Raw genomic sequence first — 15,591 nt, 5'->3', positions numbered from 1 at the left:
GAAACCACCCGCTCCCGACGGGCTACAGCTCGTCGGCCTCCCACGTATCCGTGCCCGCGATCACGGAGGCGAGCGCCGAGGCGGTGTCCTCCGCGCGGACCGAGGCGATCTGCTCGCGGAGGAGGTCGTCGTAGCTGGGCCTGGGAACCCTGCGGAAGATCCCGATGGGTGCCTGCTTCAGGACGCCCGACTCGGTGAGCCGCGACAGCGAGAACGCCTGCGACGGATCGGCTCGCGTCTCGTCGTGGACCACGATCCGTGCGGGGTCCGCGGTGGCGGTGTCGGCGATCTTCAGGTCGCCGTCGGCGTCCCTGATGACGCACTGCTGGCCACCGGCGAAGATGATGGGCTCGCCGTGCTTGAGGGAGATCAGCGCGCCCTCGGGGCCCTTGAGGGTGGCGAAGGCGTCGTCGTTGAAGATGGGGCAGTTCTGGTAGATCTCCACCAGCGACGCGCCGCGGTGCTGCGTGGCAGCTGTGAGGACCTCGGTGAGGTGCGCCCTGTCCGAGTCGATGGTGCGGGCCACGAACGAGGCCTCGGCGCCCAGCGCCAGCGAGATGGGGTTGAAGGGCGTGTCCAGGGACCCGTAGGGCGTGGACTTCGTCACCTTGCCCAGCTCGGAGGTGGGCGAGTACTGCCCCTTGGTGAGGCCGTAGATGCGGTTGTTGAACAGCATGATGGTGATGTTGACGTTGCGCCGCAGGGCGTGGACGAGGTGGTTGCCGCCGATCGACAGCGCGTCGCCGTCGCCCGTGACCACCCACACGTTGAGGTCCGGGCGGGTCACCGCGACACCGGTGGCGATGGCCGGGGCGCGTCCGTGGATGGAGTGCATGCCGTAGGTGTCCACGTAGTAGGGGAACCTCGACGAGCAGCCGATGCCAGAGACGATGACGGTGTTCTCGCGCTTGATCCCCATCGTGGCCATCATCGACTGGAAGGTGGCCAGCACGGCGTAGTCGCCGCAGCCTGGGCACCAGCGCACCTCCTGGTCCGTGGTGTAGTCCTTCTTGCTCAGCGGCGAGAGGCTCAGCGGGACTCCGACGAGGCCGGTGGTCATCAGTTCTCCTCCTGGAGTGCGTCGATTTCAGCGATGAGGTCCACTTCGAGCTCGCTCAGCGAGATCGGCAGCCCCCGGACTCGGGAGTAGCTGGAGATCTCGACGAGGTAGCGGGCCTGCAGCACGGAGGCCAGCTGGCCGAGGTTCATCTCCGGGACCACCACCTTGTCGTAGGCGCGCAGCACCTCGCCGAGGTTCGCGGGCATGGGGTTGAGGTGGCGCAGGTGCGCCAGCGCGACCTCGCGGCCGCTGAGCCGGACGCGGCGGGCGGCGGCGGTGATGGGTCCGTAGGTGGACCCCCAGCCGAGCACCAGGACGCGCGCCGTGCCGCTCGGGTCGTCGACGACGACGTCGGGGATGTCCGCGACGATGCCGTCGACCTTTGCCTGCCGGGTGCGGGTCATCAGCTCGTGGTTGTCCGGGTCGTAGGACACGTTGCCGGTGCGGGCCGCCTTCTCGATGCCGCCGATCCGGTGCTCGAGGCCGGGGGTGCCGGGGACCGCCCAGGCCCGGGCCAGGGTTTCCGGGTCACGGTCGTAGGGGAAGTAGGCGTCCTTGCCGGACTCGTCGGTGGCGTTGGGGGCGACGGCGAACCCGGGCTCGATCGGGGGGATGGCGTCCAGGTCCGGGATCCGCCACGGCTCGGCGCCGTTGGCGAGGTAGCCGTCGGACAGCATGATCACGGGGGTGCGGTACTTGACCGCGATCCTGCAGGCCTCGATGGCGGTCTCGAAGCAGTCCGTGGACGACTTGGCCGCGATCACCGGCACCGGCGCCTCACCGTTGCGCCCGTAGAGGGCCTGCATCAGGTCCGCCTGCTCTGTCTTGGTGGGCATGCCCGTGGAGGGGCCGGAGCGCTGCACGTTGACCACCACAAGCGGCAACTCGGTCATCACAGCCAGGCCGATCGCCTCGCCCTTCAGCGCCATGCCTGGGCCGGAGGTCGTGGTGATGCCCAGCGCGCCCGCGAACGAGGCCCCGATGGCGGCGCCGACGCCGGCGATCTCGTCCTCGGCCTGGAACGTCATGACGCCCAGGTCCTTGCGGCGGGACAGCTCGTGCAGGATGTCCGAGGCCGGCGTGATGGGGTAGGAGCCGAGGAAGAGCTGAAGGCCGGCCTTGTGTGCGCCGGTGATCAGCCCGTAGGCGGTGGCAAGGTTTCCCGAGATCTGGCGGTAGCGGCCCTTCGCCATGGGCGCCCGGGCCACGTGGTAGCGCACCTCGAACACCTCGGTGGTCTCGCCGAACGCGTAGCCGGCGTTGAAGGCCGCGATGTTGGAGTCGCGGATGAGCGGCTTCTTGGCGAACTTCTGCGAGAGGAACTTCACCGTGCCCTCGGTGGGCCGCGAGTACAGCCAGCTCAGCAACCCGAGCGCGAACATGTTCTTGGTGCGGGAGGCGTCCTTGCGGCTCAGCTCGAACTCCGCGACGGCGCCGGTGGCGAGCCCGGTGAGGTCAAGGGCGTGCACGGAGTAGTTGGCGAGGGTGCCGTCCTCCAGCGGGTTGCTGGCCCACCCGATCTTGGCCAGGTTGCGCTTGGTGAAGTCCGCGGTGTCGACGATGATGACCCCGCCGCGCGGAAGATCCCGCAGGTTGGCCTTCAGCGCCGCCGGGTTCATCGCCACCAATACGTCCGGCACGTCGCCCGGGGTGACGATGTCGAAGTTGGCGAAGTGCAGCTGGAAGCTCGAGACCCCGGGCAGCGTGCCCTGCGGTGCCCGGATCTCGGCGGGGAAGTTGGGGAGGGTGGCGATGTCGTTGCCGAAGCTCGCCGTCTCCGCGGTGAACCTGTCGCCGGTCAGTTGCATGCCGTCACCGGAATCACCGGCGAATCGAATGACAACCCGGTCTAGGGGGAGCTGCTCAGCCACGTGCTATCTACCTCAAGGATCTGTGATGATGACCTGGCCCATTGTAGGGTTACCGCCTCCTGAGCCCGCCTCCCTCGTTGCGCTGAGAGTGAACTGCCGCCACTAGACTTCCCTCATGCTGGCTGCCCGGGACTGGTTCGACGATGCTTCGGTGTTCGTCGTGGACGTCCCGTTGGCGTGCTGCGCGCTGGAAACGCAGGCCGCCGCCGGGGACCGGGCCGGGGTGGACGCCTCGTCGATTCCGCCGGGTGCCAAGCTGGTGGTGACGCTGTCCGGCACCCTCACCGCCCCCGTCGTCCCGGCCATCATGGACACGCTGGACCGGCTTCCCGCCGAGAGGACCGTCGTGGCCTTCGGTGCGTGCGCCTGCGTCGGCGGACCTTATTGGGACTCGTACTCGGTGCTCGCGGGAGCCGAGTCGCTCGTGCGGGTGGACCACTTCATCGCCGGCTGCCCGCCCCCGCCGGAGGCACTCACGTCATACCTGGAGGGGATCCGTCGTGACGTCGCCCAAGCCTGACCCGCCCCGTCGGGGAGCTGGGGCGGTGGAAATGGTGGAGCCCGCACACTGGCACTCCCGGGCGGCCGCGGCCCTGTCCGAGGGGTTCACGTTCCTGGCCAACCTCACCGCCGTCGACGAGGTGGGCCACTCGGACCACATCCGCGTGCTGCTCTGGCTGGAGAACCCCGACGACGGCGCCCCTCTGCGCCTGGCGGTGCTGGCCGATCGCGACGACCCCCACCTCCCGGACCTCGCGGACATCCTGCCCGGCGCCGCCTGGCTGCAGCGCCAGATCCATGACTTCTTCGGCGTGCGCTTCGACGGGGCCGACGAGCGGCCGCTGATCCATCACGGCGGGGGCGCCCCGATGCGCAAGGACGTGCTGCTCGCCCCCCGGCAGTCCCAGCACTGGCCGGGCGCGCTGGAACCGGGCGAGACGGAGCAGTCACCCGGCCGAAGGGCGCTGGTGCCCCCCGGCGTCCCGGACCCCGCCGTCGTGGCGGATCCGGAGGCCACGGCCGCGGACATCGCGCTGTCGGCGACGGGGGCCCGGGTCAGGAGGACGCGATGACCGCCCACGGCTCCATCGCCCTGATCGAGGACCGGTGCACCTCCTGCATGATCTGCGCCCGCGAATGCCCCACCTGGTGCATCACGCTCACCTCCCACCTCGAGCAGTCGGTGCCGGCGCCCGGCGCCCGGCCCCGGACCCACAACGTGCTGGACACGTTCACCATCGACTGGGCGCTGTGCATGTACTGCGGCGTGTGCATCGAGCAGTGCCCCACCGACGCCCTCGAGTGGGGAGGCGCGCGGGTGCCGTCCGCGGACCGGCTCGTGGATCTCGTCCACCACCGCGACCGTCTCGCCCCCCGACAGGACGGCGTTGGCTAGGGGCCTCGAGACGGCGACCCGGGACCTGAAGCAGGCTGCCTCGACGCGCGCCGTCTGGTTCGGTTTTCTCGGCAGCCTCGGCATCCTGGTCGGCTCGCTGAGCCCGGCGTACCTGCCGCAGGCCTCCCCGATGTGGGACGTGCTGCGCGGCCTGGGCATCGACGGGGACACCACGAAGGTCGTCGGCAGCGTCGCCACCCTCGGTGGTCTCGCGCTGCTCCTGGAGGCATGGTTCAGGTTGCGGCCGGCCAGGCGGCGCGCGGCCGGGCATCCGCAGCTGCGGCATTGGGCGGTGCTGGCCATCGTGGCTGCCCCGTTGGCGTTCGGGCCCCCGATCTTCTCGCACGACGCCTACTCCTACGCTGCGCACGGCTGGCTCATCCACAACAACCTCAGCCCCTATCAGGTGGGCCCGGGGATTCTTCCCGGCTACTACGCGGACCAGGTGGCATGGGTGTGGCGGGAGACGACGGCGCCCTACGGCCCGTTGTCGCTGTGGATGAGCCACGGCATCGTGATCCTGGCCGGATTCGATCCCTTCCTCTCGGCCGTCCTGATGCGGGTGCCCGCGCTGATCGGCGTGCTGCTGATCGGTGCCCTGGTGCCCCGGATCGCCAGGCGGGTGGGCGTGGACCCGTCGGCCGCCAGCTGGTTCGCGGTCCTCAACCCCATCCTGATCATCGACTTCGTCGGTGGCGCCCACAACGACGCCCTCATGGTCGGGTTGATGCTGCTCGGCATCTGGGTGTCCATGCGGTACCGCCGCTGGTGGGCCGGGGCGCTCATCGTCGGCGCGGCCGCGGCCATCAAGCAGCCCGCCTTCCTGGCCGCCGTCGCGCTCCCGTTCCTGGTCACCCCGTGGACCTCCTGGCGGCCCCGCGACGTGGCGTGGGCGGCAGCCAAGGCCTTGACGTCGTTGGCCCTCGCGGTGGCGGTGTTCGCGCTCATCTCCGTGGTCTCCGGGATGGGCTTCGGGTGGATCAACGCCCTCAACGTGCCCGGCATGGCCGAGACCATCTCCCCGTTCACCCTGCTGGGTCACGCCCTGCAGTACCCGGCCACCGCCCTCGGATGGGACCCCAGCGGACGCGCGGTGGTCACCGTCGTGCGCGGCATCGGGGCAGTGGTCTCGTTCATCGGAATCGCCGTGTTCGCCCACCAGCACCTCGGCCGCCGGCCGCTGCACTTCCTCGCCTACTCGTTCCTGTGGTTCGCGCTGTGCGCCCCCGCGCTGCACTCCTGGTACCTGCTGTGGGGGGCGGTGCTGCTGCCGATGGCGCACCCCTCGTCGAAGATGCTGCGCGCGGCCATCGTGATGACGGTGATGCTGCTCGGCTTCGGGGCGTTGACCTTCGGGCTGCGCAACGGGGCGTGGGCCCTAGTGCTGATCCTGTTCGCCGCCGGCTACTGGATCATGCACACCCACGAGCTGAGCCAGCCCATGGACGAGGCGGAGACCGTCACGGCGTGAAGGCCCGCTCCGGGAGTCGGTAGTCGACGACGACGGGGGAGTGGTCGCTGATCCGCGCCTCGTAGCTGGCCTCGCGCCCCACCCAGGCCGCCGTCGCGCTGCGGGCCAGGCCGGGGGAGGCCAGGTGGTAGTCGATCCGCCACCCGGCGTCGTTGGCCCAGGCCTGGCCGCGCCACGACCACCAGCTGTAGGGGCCCTCCGCGTCCGGGTGGACGCGGCGGACCACGTCGACGAGGCTGCGGGGGCTGAGGATGGAGCCGAACCAGTCGCGCTCCTCGGGGAGGAAGCCCTCGGACCTCTGGTTGGTGCGCCAGTTGCGCAGGTCCTGCCGGGTGTGGGCGATGTTGAAGTCGCCCATCACGAGGAACTCGCGGCCCTCGGCCGCCGCCTCGCGCCGGGAGGTGGTCAGCAGCCGGGCGAACCCCCGCATGAAGCGCATCTTGCGCAGGTACTTCTCCTCGGTGCCCTCCTCGTGGGGCCACGCGGCCCCCTTGGGGAGGTAGAGCGAGGCCACCCGCAGGGGCGCATCCGCCAGGTCGACCTCGAGGTAGCGGCCCTCGGTGGCGAAGTTGGCGAGGTCGCGGTTGATGATCCGCACGGCCGGCACCGGCTCCGGGCTGAGGTCCGGCCCGAACTGGGTGGCGGTGCCGTCGAGGCTGCGCACGCGCGCCGGCCGGGTCCTGGTGAGCACCGCGACCCCGTTGCGGCCGGCCCGCTGGCCGGGGTCCAGGGTCACGTGATAGCCGTGGAAGGCCTCGAACGGGAGGTCCTCGACGCGGCAGCGCACCTCCTGCAGCGCGATGACGTCCGCGGCGGTGGCGTCCCAGTAGGGGCGGAAGCCGCGCCGGAGGGCGGCACGGATTCCATTGACGTTGTGGGTGCCGATGCGCATGGAGTCGGTCACCACCGCGTCAGCGGTAGTTCACGTACTGGACCGCGAAGTCGTAGTCCTGCTCCTTGATCATCGCCTGGACGGCTTGGAGGTCGTCGCGGCTCTTCGACGAGATGCGCAGCTCCTCGCCCTGGATCTGGCACTTGACGCCCTTGGGTCCCTCGTCGCGCAGCAGCTTGGAGATCTTCTTCGCGTTCTCGGTGGTGATGCCCTGCTTGGTGGTGGCGGTGATCTTCCAGATCTTTCCGGAGGGGCGCGGGTCGCCGGCGTCCAGGGCCTTGAGGCTGACGCCGCGGCGGACCAGCTTGGACTGGAACACGTCGAGGACCGCCTTGACGCGCTCCTCGGAGACCGCCTCCATCTCGATGTTCTCGCCGGACCAGGCGATCTTGGCCTCGGTGTTCTTGAAGTCGAACCGCTGGCCGACCTCCTTGACCGCCTGGTTGAGCGCGTTGTCGACCTCCTGTCGGTCGACCTTGCTGACGACGTCGAATGAGCTGTCTGCAGCCATGGGTGGCCTCCTGCGGTGAGTCTCGGGGTGGTTGGGCCCCATTGTGCCAGCCCGCCTGGGGGCGGGGGCGCCACCTGCACGGCGGGGGTGCGTTGGCGATGGGGCCCGGGCGCTGCTAAGCTCGTGCGTCGCCGGGATGCCCGGCATGGCAGGTTGCCCGAGTGGCCAAAGGGAGCGGTCTGTAAAACCGTCGGCGTAGCCTACGTTGGTTCAAATCCAACACCTGCCACTAGGCCTCGGACCGGATTGGTACGGGGCCTAGTTTCGTTTTCATCCTCAGAGAGGGGCCGACGATGGCCACCCCACACATCGCCTGCGAGCCCGGCGACATCGCCCCACTGGTGATCATGCCCGGAGATCCGAAGCGGGCCGAGCGGATCGCCAGGACCCGCATGCAGGACGTGCGCCTCGTCTCCGACGTGCGCGGCATCGCGGCCTGGACGGGCACCGTCGACGGCCTGCCGATGACGGCGATGGCCTCCGGGATGGGCGTCCCGTCGCTGTCGATCTACGCCACCGAGCTCTTCTCCCAGTTCGGCGTGCAGCGGATCTGCCGCGTCGGGACCTGCGGGGGCATCTCGTCCAAGGTCGCGGTCAAGGACGTCATCGTCGCCTCGGCGGCACACACCAACTCCGCGGTGGCCACGCTCGACATCCCCGGGGTGAGCCTCTCGCTGGCGGCGTCCTACGACATGCTGCGCGGCGCCGTCGAGTCTGCCCGCGCCTCGGGCCGGCCGGTGCACGTCGGGGCCGTGTTCACCAGCGACTTCTTCTACTCCTCGCGCACGGACATCATCCCGGGCCTCGACCGCCTGGGCACCCTGGGCGTCGAGATGGAGGCCGCGGGTCTCTACGCGTGCGCCCTGGCCAACAACGCGGAGGCGCTCGCGGTGCTGACCGTCTCGGACCACCTGAAGGACGGCTCGTCGGACCTTTCCGCAGAGGAACGCGAGACGCTGTTCGAGGGGGCCTTGGAGGTCGCGGTGGCGGCCCTCAAGGCCTGATCGGCCGCGCAGTCACGGCGACGCGGACGCGATTTGTGGTGATCGTCGCGGCCCATGTATGGTTGGTCGTCGGCTGGCCCCTATAGCTCAGTAGGTAGAGCGTCTCCATGGTAAGGAGAAGGTCTGCGGTTCGATTCCGCATGGGGGCTCGGTTCCCTCCTGCACCACCAGGGGGGAACTCTGACGGGGTAGCTCAGTCGGTAGAGCAAGCGGCTCATAATCGCTGTGTCGCGGGTTCGAATCCCGCCCTCGTCACCGATACCGCCACACCAGCGCACCGCGCGAAGCTAGCTAAGGAATCTGATCATGGCCAAGAAGAGTCAGGACGTTCGTCCGAAGATCACGCTCGCGTGCACCGAGTGCAAGGAGCGCAACTACATCACCAAGAAGAACCGTCGAAACGATCCCGATCGTCTCGAGATCAAGAAGTTCTGCCCGCGTTGCCGCACCCACAAGGCGCACCGCGAGACCCGCTGAACACGCCCCCGCTCCACCGGACCGGCCACCCCTCTCGCAGGGGTGGCCGGTCTGTTTCATCCCCGCTCCGCCGTTGTAGCCTTGCGCCCATGCCCATCACCGCCGAACACGTCGGGCGCCGCTACCCCGCCGCCCCGCCGTATGTGATCAGCCACGCCAAGATCGGCGAGTTCGCCGAGGCGCTGCGCGACGAGAATCCCGCCTACCGGGGCGAACACCCCATCGCCCCGCCCACCTTCGCCGCCGTGATCGCGGCCCAGGCCTGGGGAGCCCTCTTCGGCGACGAGGAACTGGGCCTGGCGCTCAACCGCACCATGCACACGGACCAGAGCTTCACCTTCCACCGCCCCCTGCGCCCGGGAGACGTCGTCGTCGCGGAGCTGAGCATCGAGAAGGTGCGCAACCGGGGCCAACTGGACATGATCACGGTCCTGGTGGACCTCGCCGTCGACGGGGCCACCGTCTGCGAGGCCCGCTCCACCCTCATGCACACCCGGGAGGACGACCATGCCTGACGCCACCGTCGGCCAGCAGCTGCCGGAGCTCCGGGTCCCCGTGACCCGCTCCACCGTGGTGCGCTACTCGGGCGCCTCCACGGACTTCAACGAGATCCACTTCTCGGACCGGCACGCCCGCGCCATCGGTCTGCCCGGCGTGGTGGCCCACGGAATGTGGACCATGGGCGCGGGGCTGAAGATCGTCACCGACTGGGCGGAGGATCCCGCCCGGGTGCTCAGCTACTTCGTCCGCTTCACGCGCCCCGTCGTCGTCCCGGACACCGATGAGGGCACCGAGGTGACCTACACCGCGACAGTCACGCACCTGAGCGACGGCGTGGCCACCGTCGCCATCACCGCCACCTGCGGCGAGGACGCCGTGCTGGGGGCGGCCAAGGCCGAGGTGCGCGTTGACTGAGTGCCGCATCGACCGGCTCTCGGTGGACACGGGCGCACCACGCGTGGCGGACTCGGCCCTGCTGGCGGACCACACCACGCTGCGGGTGGGTGGCCGGGCCAGACGCTTCGCGGTGGCCGAGACCGAGCGCGAGCTCATCGACCTGGTCACCGAGTGCGACGAGGCGGCCGAGCCGCTGCTCATCCTCGGCGGAGGCTCGAACCTGCTGATCTCCGACGACGGCTTCCCCGGCACAGTGGTGCGGGTGGCCCTCGCGGGGCTGGACGCCGACGTGTCCACCTGCGGCGGCGCTGCGGTGCGGGTCGCGGCGGGCGAGAACTGGGACGACGTGGTGGCCTACGCCGTCGAGCAGGAGTGGAGCGGCCTGGAGACGCTCTCGGGGATCCCCGGCAGCGTGGGCGCAACCCCCATCCAGAACGTGGGCGCCTACGGCTCGGACGTCTCTCACACGATCACCTCGGTGCGCACCTGGGATCGCCACGACCGCACCCAGCGCACGTTTCCGCTCACCGAGTGCGGGTTCGCCTACCGGTCCTCCCGGTTCAAGCGAGAGCCGGGCCGCTACGTGGTGCTCGACGTGGGGTTCCAGCTCCCCCTCGGGTCGCTCGGCGCACCGATCGCCTACCCCGAGCTGGCCGCCCGCCTGGGCACGGATGTGGGCCGGAGGGTGCCCGCGGGGGAGGTCCGCGACGCCGTGCTCGCCGTCAGGCGCGGCAAGGGCATGGTGCTCGATCCGGCGGATCATGACACCTGGAGCGCGGGTTCCTTCTTCACCAATCCCATCCTGACCCCCGACGAGGCGGCCGCGCTGCCCGCCGACGCGCCCCGCTTCGCCTCGGGCCAGGACGTGAAGACCAGCGCCGCCTGGCTGATCCAGCACTCCGGGTTCGGGAGGGGGCACGGCGGGCCCCGCGCGGCGCTGTCGGGCAAGCACGTGCTCGCCCTCACCAACCGCGGCGGCGCCACGGCCGCGGACCTGGTGGCGCTGGCCAGAGAGGTCAGGGACGGGGTGGAGGCCCGCTTCGGGGTGCGCCTGGTGCCGGAGGTCAACCTCGTGGGCGTCAGCCTCTGACTCCACGGGGATGAGCGGGGCGCGGGTCAGTCGCGCCGCCCCAGCACCGTCTCGGCGGCGGCCACATAGCCGGCCGCCAGGGTGTGCGCCGCCAACCTCAGCGCGTCGCGGCCCGGGAGGAAGGCGCCATGGTGCAGCCCCACGCCGTCGACCCGGCCGGTGCCGATGAAGCACATCACCGAGGCGGTGGCCAGGCCGTACTCCCCGAAGTCATCCGAGCCGCAGGACCGGAACGGCGTCTCCGCCACCGTGATCCCCAGCGAAGAGAGGGTGGGATCCAGCCGCCGCACCAGCCCGGGATCGTTGACCAGCGCCGGCCCGCCGTGCACGAAGCGGGTGGCCGCGGCGGCGCCCCGGGCGAGCGCCACCGCGTCGGCGGTCCGGGCGATGGCCTCGTGCAGCAGGGCCCGATCCTCGTCGGAGTAGGTGCGGATGGTGCCGCGGCAGCGGGCCTCGTCGGCGATGATGTTGGGGGCCGTCCCGCCGGAGATCTGGCCGATCGACACGACCGTGGGGTGCGTGGGATCGATGATCCGGTTCGGGAGGCCTGAGACGGCGGTCACGATGCTGGCCAGCGTGGTGATGGGGTCGATGGCCACGTGCGGATAGGCCCCGTGGCCGGGCCGCCCGCGCACCACGATCTCGAACTCGTCGTAGGCGGCGTTGACGGCGCCGGCGCCGGTGGACACGACGCCGCGGTCCACTTCAGGCTGGACGTGGACCCCGACCATGGCCTCGACCTCCTGGTCGTCGAGCAGGCCGGAGGCCACCACGTCGCTCGCGCCCGGGGGAGTGATCTCCTCGCGCGGTTGCAGGATGGGCACCATGCCGACCGGAAGCTCCAGGCCGCGTGCCGCGGTGATCAGGGCCCACAGGGCGCCGAGATGCACGTCGTGCCCGCAGGCGTGCATGACGCCTGGCCTGCGTGACTCCCACTCGATCCCCGTTGATTCCGTGACCGGCAGCGCGTCGAGCTCGGCGCGGAGCCCGATGGAAGGGCCGGGAGGGCCCAGCCGCGCCCATGCCCCGGTATGGGCCACGTGGGTCCAGTGCGTCCACTCCGCGGCGCGCACGAAAGTGTCGCGGGTGGGTTCCTCCTCGCCGCTCAGATGAGGCTCGGCGTGAATGGCGCGGCGCAGCGCCGCCGCGTCCGGGAGTGCCCGATCGATGCCCTCGACGAGGGCGCTGAGCAGGGGCGATGTCATAGCCACGGAGTCTAGTCGGGAACCCTTGATCGGGACCGGAGTAGCCTGTCGTGGTGCCCCAGCCCCCCACCACCCTTCGTCCCGCCGCGCCCCGGCGCTCCAGTCTGCTGCGGCTGTTTCCCTACCTGCGCCCCTTCTGGCGGCAGTTCGCGCTCGCCCTGGCGTTGGCTCCGCTGGGCGTGGCGATGGCGGTGTTCATCCCCCTCCTGCTCGGTCGCATCGTCGACGGGCCCATCGCGGGCCGCGACGGCTGGGGGGTGGCGCTCTACGCGATGCTGATCCTGGTGGCCGGGGCGGTCGACGCGGGGGTCAACCTGCTGCGTCGGTGGATGATGACGCGCGCCACGTCGGCGCTGGAGGCGAACCTCCGGCTGGACCTGTTCGACAAGCTCCAGGCGCTCCAACTCGGCTTCCACAAGCGGTGGGAGTCGGGCCAGCTGCTCTCGCGGATCATGAGCGACCTCGGGCTGCTCAGACGGTTCATGTCCTTCGGCGTCCTCATGCTGCTGATGAACACCGTGCAGATCGTCGTGGTGGTGTCCATCATGGTGGCCATGCACTGGCCGTTGGGCGTGGCTGTGCTGGTCACCGTGCTCCCCGTGGTGGCGGTGACCACCTCGCTGGTCCATCGCTTCGGCCTGGTGTCGCGGGAGGTGCAGGACCGCACGGGCGACGTCGCGTCCACGGCCGAGGAGGCGCTGCACGGCGTCCGCGTGATCCGGTCCTTCGGGCGGGTCCCCTTCGCGTTCCGCGGCTTCGACCGTCGGGCCGTCCTGCTTCGGGACTCCGGTGTCCGTCGCATGCGCCTCGCCTCGGTGTTGTGGACGCTGCTCGAGGTGTTCCCGTCGGTGCTGCTGGTGATGGTGCTCGGTGGCGCCGCCGTCGCCTCGGCGCAGGGTCTGCTCACCCTCGGCGAGGTGGTGGCGTTCGTGACCCTGCTGCTGTCGCTGGCCTGGCCCGTTGGATCACTCGGCTTCCTGCTGTCCTTCATGCGGGAGGCCCAGACCGCCGCGGACCGCGTCTGCGAGGTCTTCGACGCCCCCGTCACCATCGTCTCCGGCACCCGCCGCCTGGCGAACCCACGCGGCGCGCTCAGCCTGCGGGACGTCTCCTTCAGATTCGACGACTCGGACACCCCGACCCTCTCAGGCGTCACCCTCGATATCGCCCCTGGCGAGACGGTGGCCCTGGTGGGCGGCACAGGGTCGGGCAAGTCCACCATCGTCTCACTCATCCCGCGCCTTCAGGACGTGACCGGCGGCGCCATCCTGCTCGACGGGATCGACATCCGCGAGTTGGAGCTCACCCAGCTGCGCTCCCTGGTGGCCACCGCCTTCGAGGACCCCATCCTGTTCTCGATGTCGGCACGCGAGAACCTCACCCTCGGCCGCCCCGACGCCACCGCTGACGACATCGCCGACGCGGTGCGGGTGGCCTCCGCCGAGTTCGTCTACGACCTGCCGTGGGGCCTGGAGACCAGGCTGGGGGAGCAGGGGCTCAGCCTGTCCGGCGGGCAGCGGCAGCGGCTCGCCCTGGCGCGCGCCATCCTTGTCCGGCCCAAGGTCCTCGTCCTCGACGACACCCTGAGCGCGCTGGATATCCACACGGAGGCGGAGGTCGAGGCGGCCCTCACCTCCACCCTCACCGGCGTCACCGGGGTTGTCGTGGCCCACCGCGCATCCACGGTGCTCATCGCCGACCGCGTCGCGATGTTGGTGGAGGGTCGGATCGCCCATGTCGGCACGCACCAGGAGCTCCTGGCCACTGTCCCCGAGTACCGCGAGCTGCTGTCGGCCGACTACAGCATCGAGCCCGAACTGGCAGAGGAGGTGGCCCGATGAGCGACACCCAGGACACGGCACTCGAGGACTGGCGCGGGGTCAAGCAGGACATCGCCGAGGAGTCGGACTCGACGGTGGCGCTGCGGCCCGCGAGCCGCCGGCTGCTCGCGGACCTGGTCCGCCCGTACCGGCGCTGGGGCGCGGTGCTGATCGCCGTGGTGGTGCTGGAATCCATGGCCCGTCTCGTCGTGCCCATCATCGTGCAGCGCGTGCTGGACGATGGGATCCCCGCGATGCAGGGGGGTGAATCATCCACCCTCCTCACGCTGTTGGGCGTGATGATCGGAGCCATCGTCGTTCAGGTGACCTCCCGCGCGTTCTTCCTGCGGAAGTCCGGCGTGATCGGCAACGAGCTCCTTCTCACGCTTCGCCGGAGGCTGTACGCGAAGTTCCAGCGCCTGAGCGTGGGCTTCCACGACCGGTACACCTCCGGTCGCGCCGTGTCGAGGATGACGAGCGACGTGGAGGCCGTGCAGGAACTGGTCCTCCAGGGCCTGGACGTCGTCGTGGCGGCGCTGCTCACCATCGTCGGCTCCACCGTCATCCTGCTGCTGCTGGATTGGCGGCTCGCGCTGGTGGCGTTCGCCACCTATCCGCTCCTGTGGCTGATCATGCGGTGGTTCGCCAAGGCCTCCACCCGGGCGTTCCGGCACGTCCGGACCCTGTCGGCGGTGGTCATCGTCCAGTTCATCGAGACGATGACCGGGATCAAGGCCGTCCAGGCGTTCCGTCGGGAGCCCCGGTCGCGGGAGATCTTCGAGGCCGTCGCGCTGCAGTACCGCGACGCCAACACCACTGCGCTGCGCGTGTTCGCCCGCGCCATGCCCGGCATCCAGTTCGTCGGCCACGTCGGCGTGGTCGTGGTGGTGACGGTGGGCGGCTACATGGCCCTCGCCGACGAGCTGACCGTCGGGACGCTGGCCGCGTTCGTGCTCTACGTCCGCATGTTCTTCGATCCCATGCAGGACCTCGGCCAGTTCATCTCGTCCCTCCAGTCGGCGTTGACCGCGCTGGAGAAGGTCTCCAGCGTGATGGCCGAGGAGCCTGACGTGCGGGACCCCGAGCATCCGGTGCCGATGCCCGAGGCGCGCGGCGAGGTGGCCTTCGACGGCGTGGACTTCTCCTACATCGAGGGCGCCACGGTGTTGCCCGGCCTGACCCTCGCCATCCCGGCCGGGCAGACGGTGGCACTCGTCGGCACCACGGGCGCAGGCAAGACCACCATCGCCAAGCTGATCGCACGCTTCTACGACCCCCAGGCGGGCGTCGTGACCCTCGACGGGGTGGACCTGCGGGCGCTCGACGACGTCACGCTGCGCCGGCACGTGACGCTCCTGACGCAGGAGAACTTCATCTTCGCGGGCTCTGTGGCAGACAACATCGCCTTCGGCCGCCCGGACGCCACGCGGGAGGAGGTCGTGGCCGCAGCCCGGGCCGTGGGGGCGCACACGTTCATCCAGGACATGGCGGCGGGCTACGACACGGACACGGGCAAGCGCGGCTCGCGGCTCTCGGCTGGGCAGCGGCAGCTGGTCGCGTTCGCGCGGGTGGTCCTCGCCGACCCGCGGGTCCTCATCCTCGATGAGGCAACGTCGTCGCTGGACGTGCCCACCGAGCGGCTCGTGCAGCGGGCGCTCGGAACCATCCTGGCCGATCGGACGGCGATCATCATCGCCCACCGCCTCTCGACGGTGGAGATCGCAGACCGCGTGCTGGTCCTCCAGCACGGGAGGGTGGTCGAGGACGGGGAGCCCTCTGAGCTGGTGGGCAGCGAGGGTCGCTACGCGGACCTGCACCGCGCCTGGATGGCGTCGTTGGCGTGACGGCTGGTTCGCGTCCCGATGCCAAAGCGCATATAGTGGGGCAGGCCGGTTTA

Annotated in this window: 16 protein-coding genes and 3 tRNA genes; 14 read left to right on the top strand and 5 right to left on the bottom strand. The window is 70.3% G+C overall.

Annotated features, from left to right (window positions below):
* Positions 1-22 precede the first annotated feature (22 nt).
* Both H5398_RS12110 and H5398_RS12105 read right to left on the bottom strand, forming a co-directional pair.
* Positions 23-1,060 (bottom strand): 2-oxoacid:ferredoxin oxidoreductase subunit beta, encoded by a 1,038-nt coding sequence (locus tag H5398_RS12110; RefSeq protein ID WP_182800154.1) that lies wholly within the window; start codon positions 1,058-1,060, stop codon positions 23-25.
* Positions 1,060-2,931, bottom strand: a complete 1,872-nt coding sequence (locus H5398_RS12105) for a 2-oxoacid:acceptor oxidoreductase subunit alpha (RefSeq protein ID WP_370585705.1) — start codon at positions 2,929-2,931, stop codon at positions 1,060-1,062. Before H5398_RS12105 ends, H5398_RS12110 begins: the two co-directional genes overlap by 1 nt.
* Before the next feature lie 115 nt (positions 2,932-3,046).
* Between H5398_RS12105 and H5398_RS12100 the strand changes: the two genes are divergently transcribed.
* Genes H5398_RS12100 through mptB form a run of 4 tightly spaced genes read left to right on the top strand, consistent with a single transcriptional unit; the run spans position 3,047 to position 5,798 of the window.
* Positions 3,047-3,451, top strand: coding sequence for an NADH-quinone oxidoreductase subunit B (locus H5398_RS12100; protein WP_255443690.1), 405 nt, complete (start codon positions 3,047-3,049; stop codon positions 3,449-3,451).
* Between the two features lie 31 nt (positions 3,452-3,482).
* A complete protein-coding gene (locus H5398_RS12095; RefSeq protein ID WP_182782335.1) occupies positions 3,483-4,004 on the top strand; it encodes an NADH-quinone oxidoreductase subunit C in 522 nt (173 codons plus the stop codon).
* Positions 4,001-4,327: a 4Fe-4S binding protein gene (locus H5398_RS12090; protein WP_182782336.1), complete on the top strand. Its 327-nt coding sequence runs from the start codon at positions 4,001-4,003 to the stop codon at positions 4,325-4,327. Before H5398_RS12095 ends, H5398_RS12090 begins: the two co-directional genes overlap by 4 nt.
* Entirely contained in the window at positions 4,320-5,798 is a 1,479-nt protein-coding gene (gene mptB / locus H5398_RS12085) for a polyprenol phosphomannose-dependent alpha 1,6 mannosyltransferase MptB (RefSeq protein WP_182800153.1), read from the top strand. Before H5398_RS12090 ends, mptB begins: the two co-directional genes overlap by 8 nt.
* Here the strand turns inward: mptB and H5398_RS12080 are convergent.
* Positions 5,788-6,690: an exodeoxyribonuclease III gene (locus H5398_RS12080; RefSeq protein ID WP_182800187.1), complete on the bottom strand. Its 903-nt coding sequence runs from the start codon at positions 6,688-6,690 to the stop codon at positions 5,788-5,790. The two genes, mptB and H5398_RS12080, sit on opposite strands and share 11 nt — an antisense overlap.
* A 19-nt stretch (positions 6,691-6,709) precedes the next feature.
* Complete coding sequence (locus H5398_RS12075) at positions 6,710-7,201, bottom strand: YajQ family cyclic di-GMP-binding protein (protein ID WP_182800152.1); 492 nt, start codon at positions 7,199-7,201, stop codon at positions 6,710-6,712.
* 147 nt (positions 7,202-7,348) lie between these two features.
* On the opposite strand from H5398_RS12075, the gene H5398_RS12070 reads away from it, so the two are divergent.
* From H5398_RS12070 to H5398_RS12035, 8 genes are all read left to right on the top strand, one after another.
* Positions 7,349-7,430: transfer RNA gene (locus H5398_RS12070), tRNA-Tyr, on the top strand.
* Between the two features lie 64 nt (positions 7,431-7,494).
* Positions 7,495-8,205 (top strand): purine-nucleoside phosphorylase, encoded by a 711-nt coding sequence (gene deoD / locus H5398_RS12065; protein WP_182800151.1) that lies wholly within the window; start codon positions 7,495-7,497, stop codon positions 8,203-8,205.
* Between the two features lie 76 nt (positions 8,206-8,281).
* A tRNA-Thr gene (locus H5398_RS12060) sits at positions 8,282-8,354 on the top strand.
* 33 nt (positions 8,355-8,387) lie between these two features.
* Positions 8,388-8,460: transfer RNA gene (locus tag H5398_RS12055), tRNA-Met, on the top strand.
* Positions 8,461-8,511: 51 nt separating this feature from the next.
* Positions 8,512-8,682: a 50S ribosomal protein L33 gene (gene rpmG / locus H5398_RS12050; RefSeq protein ID WP_182782340.1), complete on the top strand. Its 171-nt coding sequence runs from the start codon at positions 8,512-8,514 to the stop codon at positions 8,680-8,682.
* 89 nt (positions 8,683-8,771) lie between these two features.
* Positions 8,772-9,197 (top strand): MaoC family dehydratase N-terminal domain-containing protein, encoded by a 426-nt coding sequence (locus H5398_RS12045; protein ID WP_182782341.1) that lies wholly within the window; start codon positions 8,772-8,774, stop codon positions 9,195-9,197.
* On the top strand, positions 9,190-9,597 hold the full coding sequence (locus tag H5398_RS12040) for a MaoC/PaaZ C-terminal domain-containing protein (RefSeq protein ID WP_182782342.1): 408 nt from the start codon (positions 9,190-9,192) through the stop codon (positions 9,595-9,597). The genes H5398_RS12045 and H5398_RS12040 overlap by 8 nt, the downstream gene beginning before the upstream one ends.
* Before the next feature lie 7 nt (positions 9,598-9,604).
* Positions 9,605-10,669 carry a UDP-N-acetylmuramate dehydrogenase gene (locus H5398_RS12035; protein ID WP_370586120.1) on the top strand — a complete coding sequence of 355 codons (1,065 nt, stop codon included), beginning with the start codon at positions 9,605-9,607 and terminating at the stop codon, positions 10,667-10,669.
* A gap of 26 nt (positions 10,670-10,695) precedes the next feature.
* Here the strand turns inward: H5398_RS12035 and H5398_RS12030 are convergent, their stop codons facing one another.
* Positions 10,696-11,874, bottom strand: a complete 1,179-nt coding sequence (locus tag H5398_RS12030; RefSeq protein ID WP_182800150.1) for a M20 family metallopeptidase — start codon at positions 11,872-11,874, stop codon at positions 10,696-10,698.
* 53 nt (positions 11,875-11,927) lie between these two features.
* On the opposite strand from H5398_RS12030, the gene H5398_RS12025 reads away from it, so the two are divergent.
* Positions 11,928-13,715, top strand: a complete 1,788-nt coding sequence (locus H5398_RS12025) for an ABC transporter ATP-binding protein (RefSeq protein ID WP_182800149.1) — start codon at positions 11,928-11,930, stop codon at positions 13,713-13,715.
* Complete coding sequence (locus H5398_RS12020) at positions 13,712-15,538, top strand: ABC transporter ATP-binding protein (protein WP_182800148.1); 1,827 nt, start codon at positions 13,712-13,714, stop codon at positions 15,536-15,538. Before H5398_RS12025 ends, H5398_RS12020 begins: the two co-directional genes overlap by 4 nt.
* Positions 15,539-15,591: the final 53 nt, after the last annotated feature.

This window comes from Tessaracoccus sp. MC1679, from assembly GCF_014164775.1.
Classification (GTDB): Bacteria; Actinomycetota; Actinomycetes; order Propionibacteriales; family Propionibacteriaceae; genus Arachnia.
The sequence above is the reverse complement of the archived record's forward strand: the minus strand, read 5'-3'. Positions and strand labels throughout refer to the sequence as shown.

What these genes read in the sequence shown, in the direction of transcription:
- H5398_RS12110 (WP_182800154.1), bottom strand. Translation starts at nt 1,060, where the DNA reads ATGACCACCGGCCTCGTCGGAGTCCCGCTGAGCCTCTCGCCGCTGAGC.
- H5398_RS12100 (WP_255443690.1), top strand. Translation starts at nt 3,047, where the DNA reads ATGCTGGCTGCCCGGGACTGGTTCGACGATGCTTCGGTGTTCGTCGTG.
- H5398_RS12095 (WP_182782335.1), top strand. Translation starts at nt 3,483, where the DNA reads ATGGTGGAGCCCGCACACTGGCACTCCCGGGCGGCCGCGGCCCTGTCC.
- H5398_RS12090 (WP_182782336.1), top strand. Translation starts at nt 4,001, where the DNA reads ATGACCGCCCACGGCTCCATCGCCCTGATCGAGGACCGGTGCACCTCC.
- H5398_RS12080 (WP_182800187.1), bottom strand. Translation starts at nt 6,690, where the DNA reads ATGCGCATCGGCACCCACAACGTCAATGGAATCCGTGCCGCCCTCCGG.
- H5398_RS12075 (WP_182800152.1), bottom strand. Translation starts at nt 7,201, where the DNA reads ATGGCTGCAGACAGCTCATTCGACGTCGTCAGCAAGGTCGACCGACAG.
- deoD (WP_182800151.1), top strand. Translation starts at nt 7,495, where the DNA reads ATGGCCACCCCACACATCGCCTGCGAGCCCGGCGACATCGCCCCACTG.
- rpmG (WP_182782340.1), top strand. Translation starts at nt 8,512, where the DNA reads ATGGCCAAGAAGAGTCAGGACGTTCGTCCGAAGATCACGCTCGCGTGC.
- H5398_RS12045 (WP_182782341.1), top strand. Translation starts at nt 8,772, where the DNA reads ATGCCCATCACCGCCGAACACGTCGGGCGCCGCTACCCCGCCGCCCCG.
- H5398_RS12040 (WP_182782342.1), top strand. Translation starts at nt 9,190, where the DNA reads ATGCCTGACGCCACCGTCGGCCAGCAGCTGCCGGAGCTCCGGGTCCCC.
- H5398_RS12030 (WP_182800150.1), bottom strand. Translation starts at nt 11,874, where the DNA reads ATGACATCGCCCCTGCTCAGCGCCCTCGTCGAGGGCATCGATCGGGCA.
- H5398_RS12020 (WP_182800148.1), top strand. Translation starts at nt 13,712, where the DNA reads ATGAGCGACACCCAGGACACGGCACTCGAGGACTGGCGCGGGGTCAAG.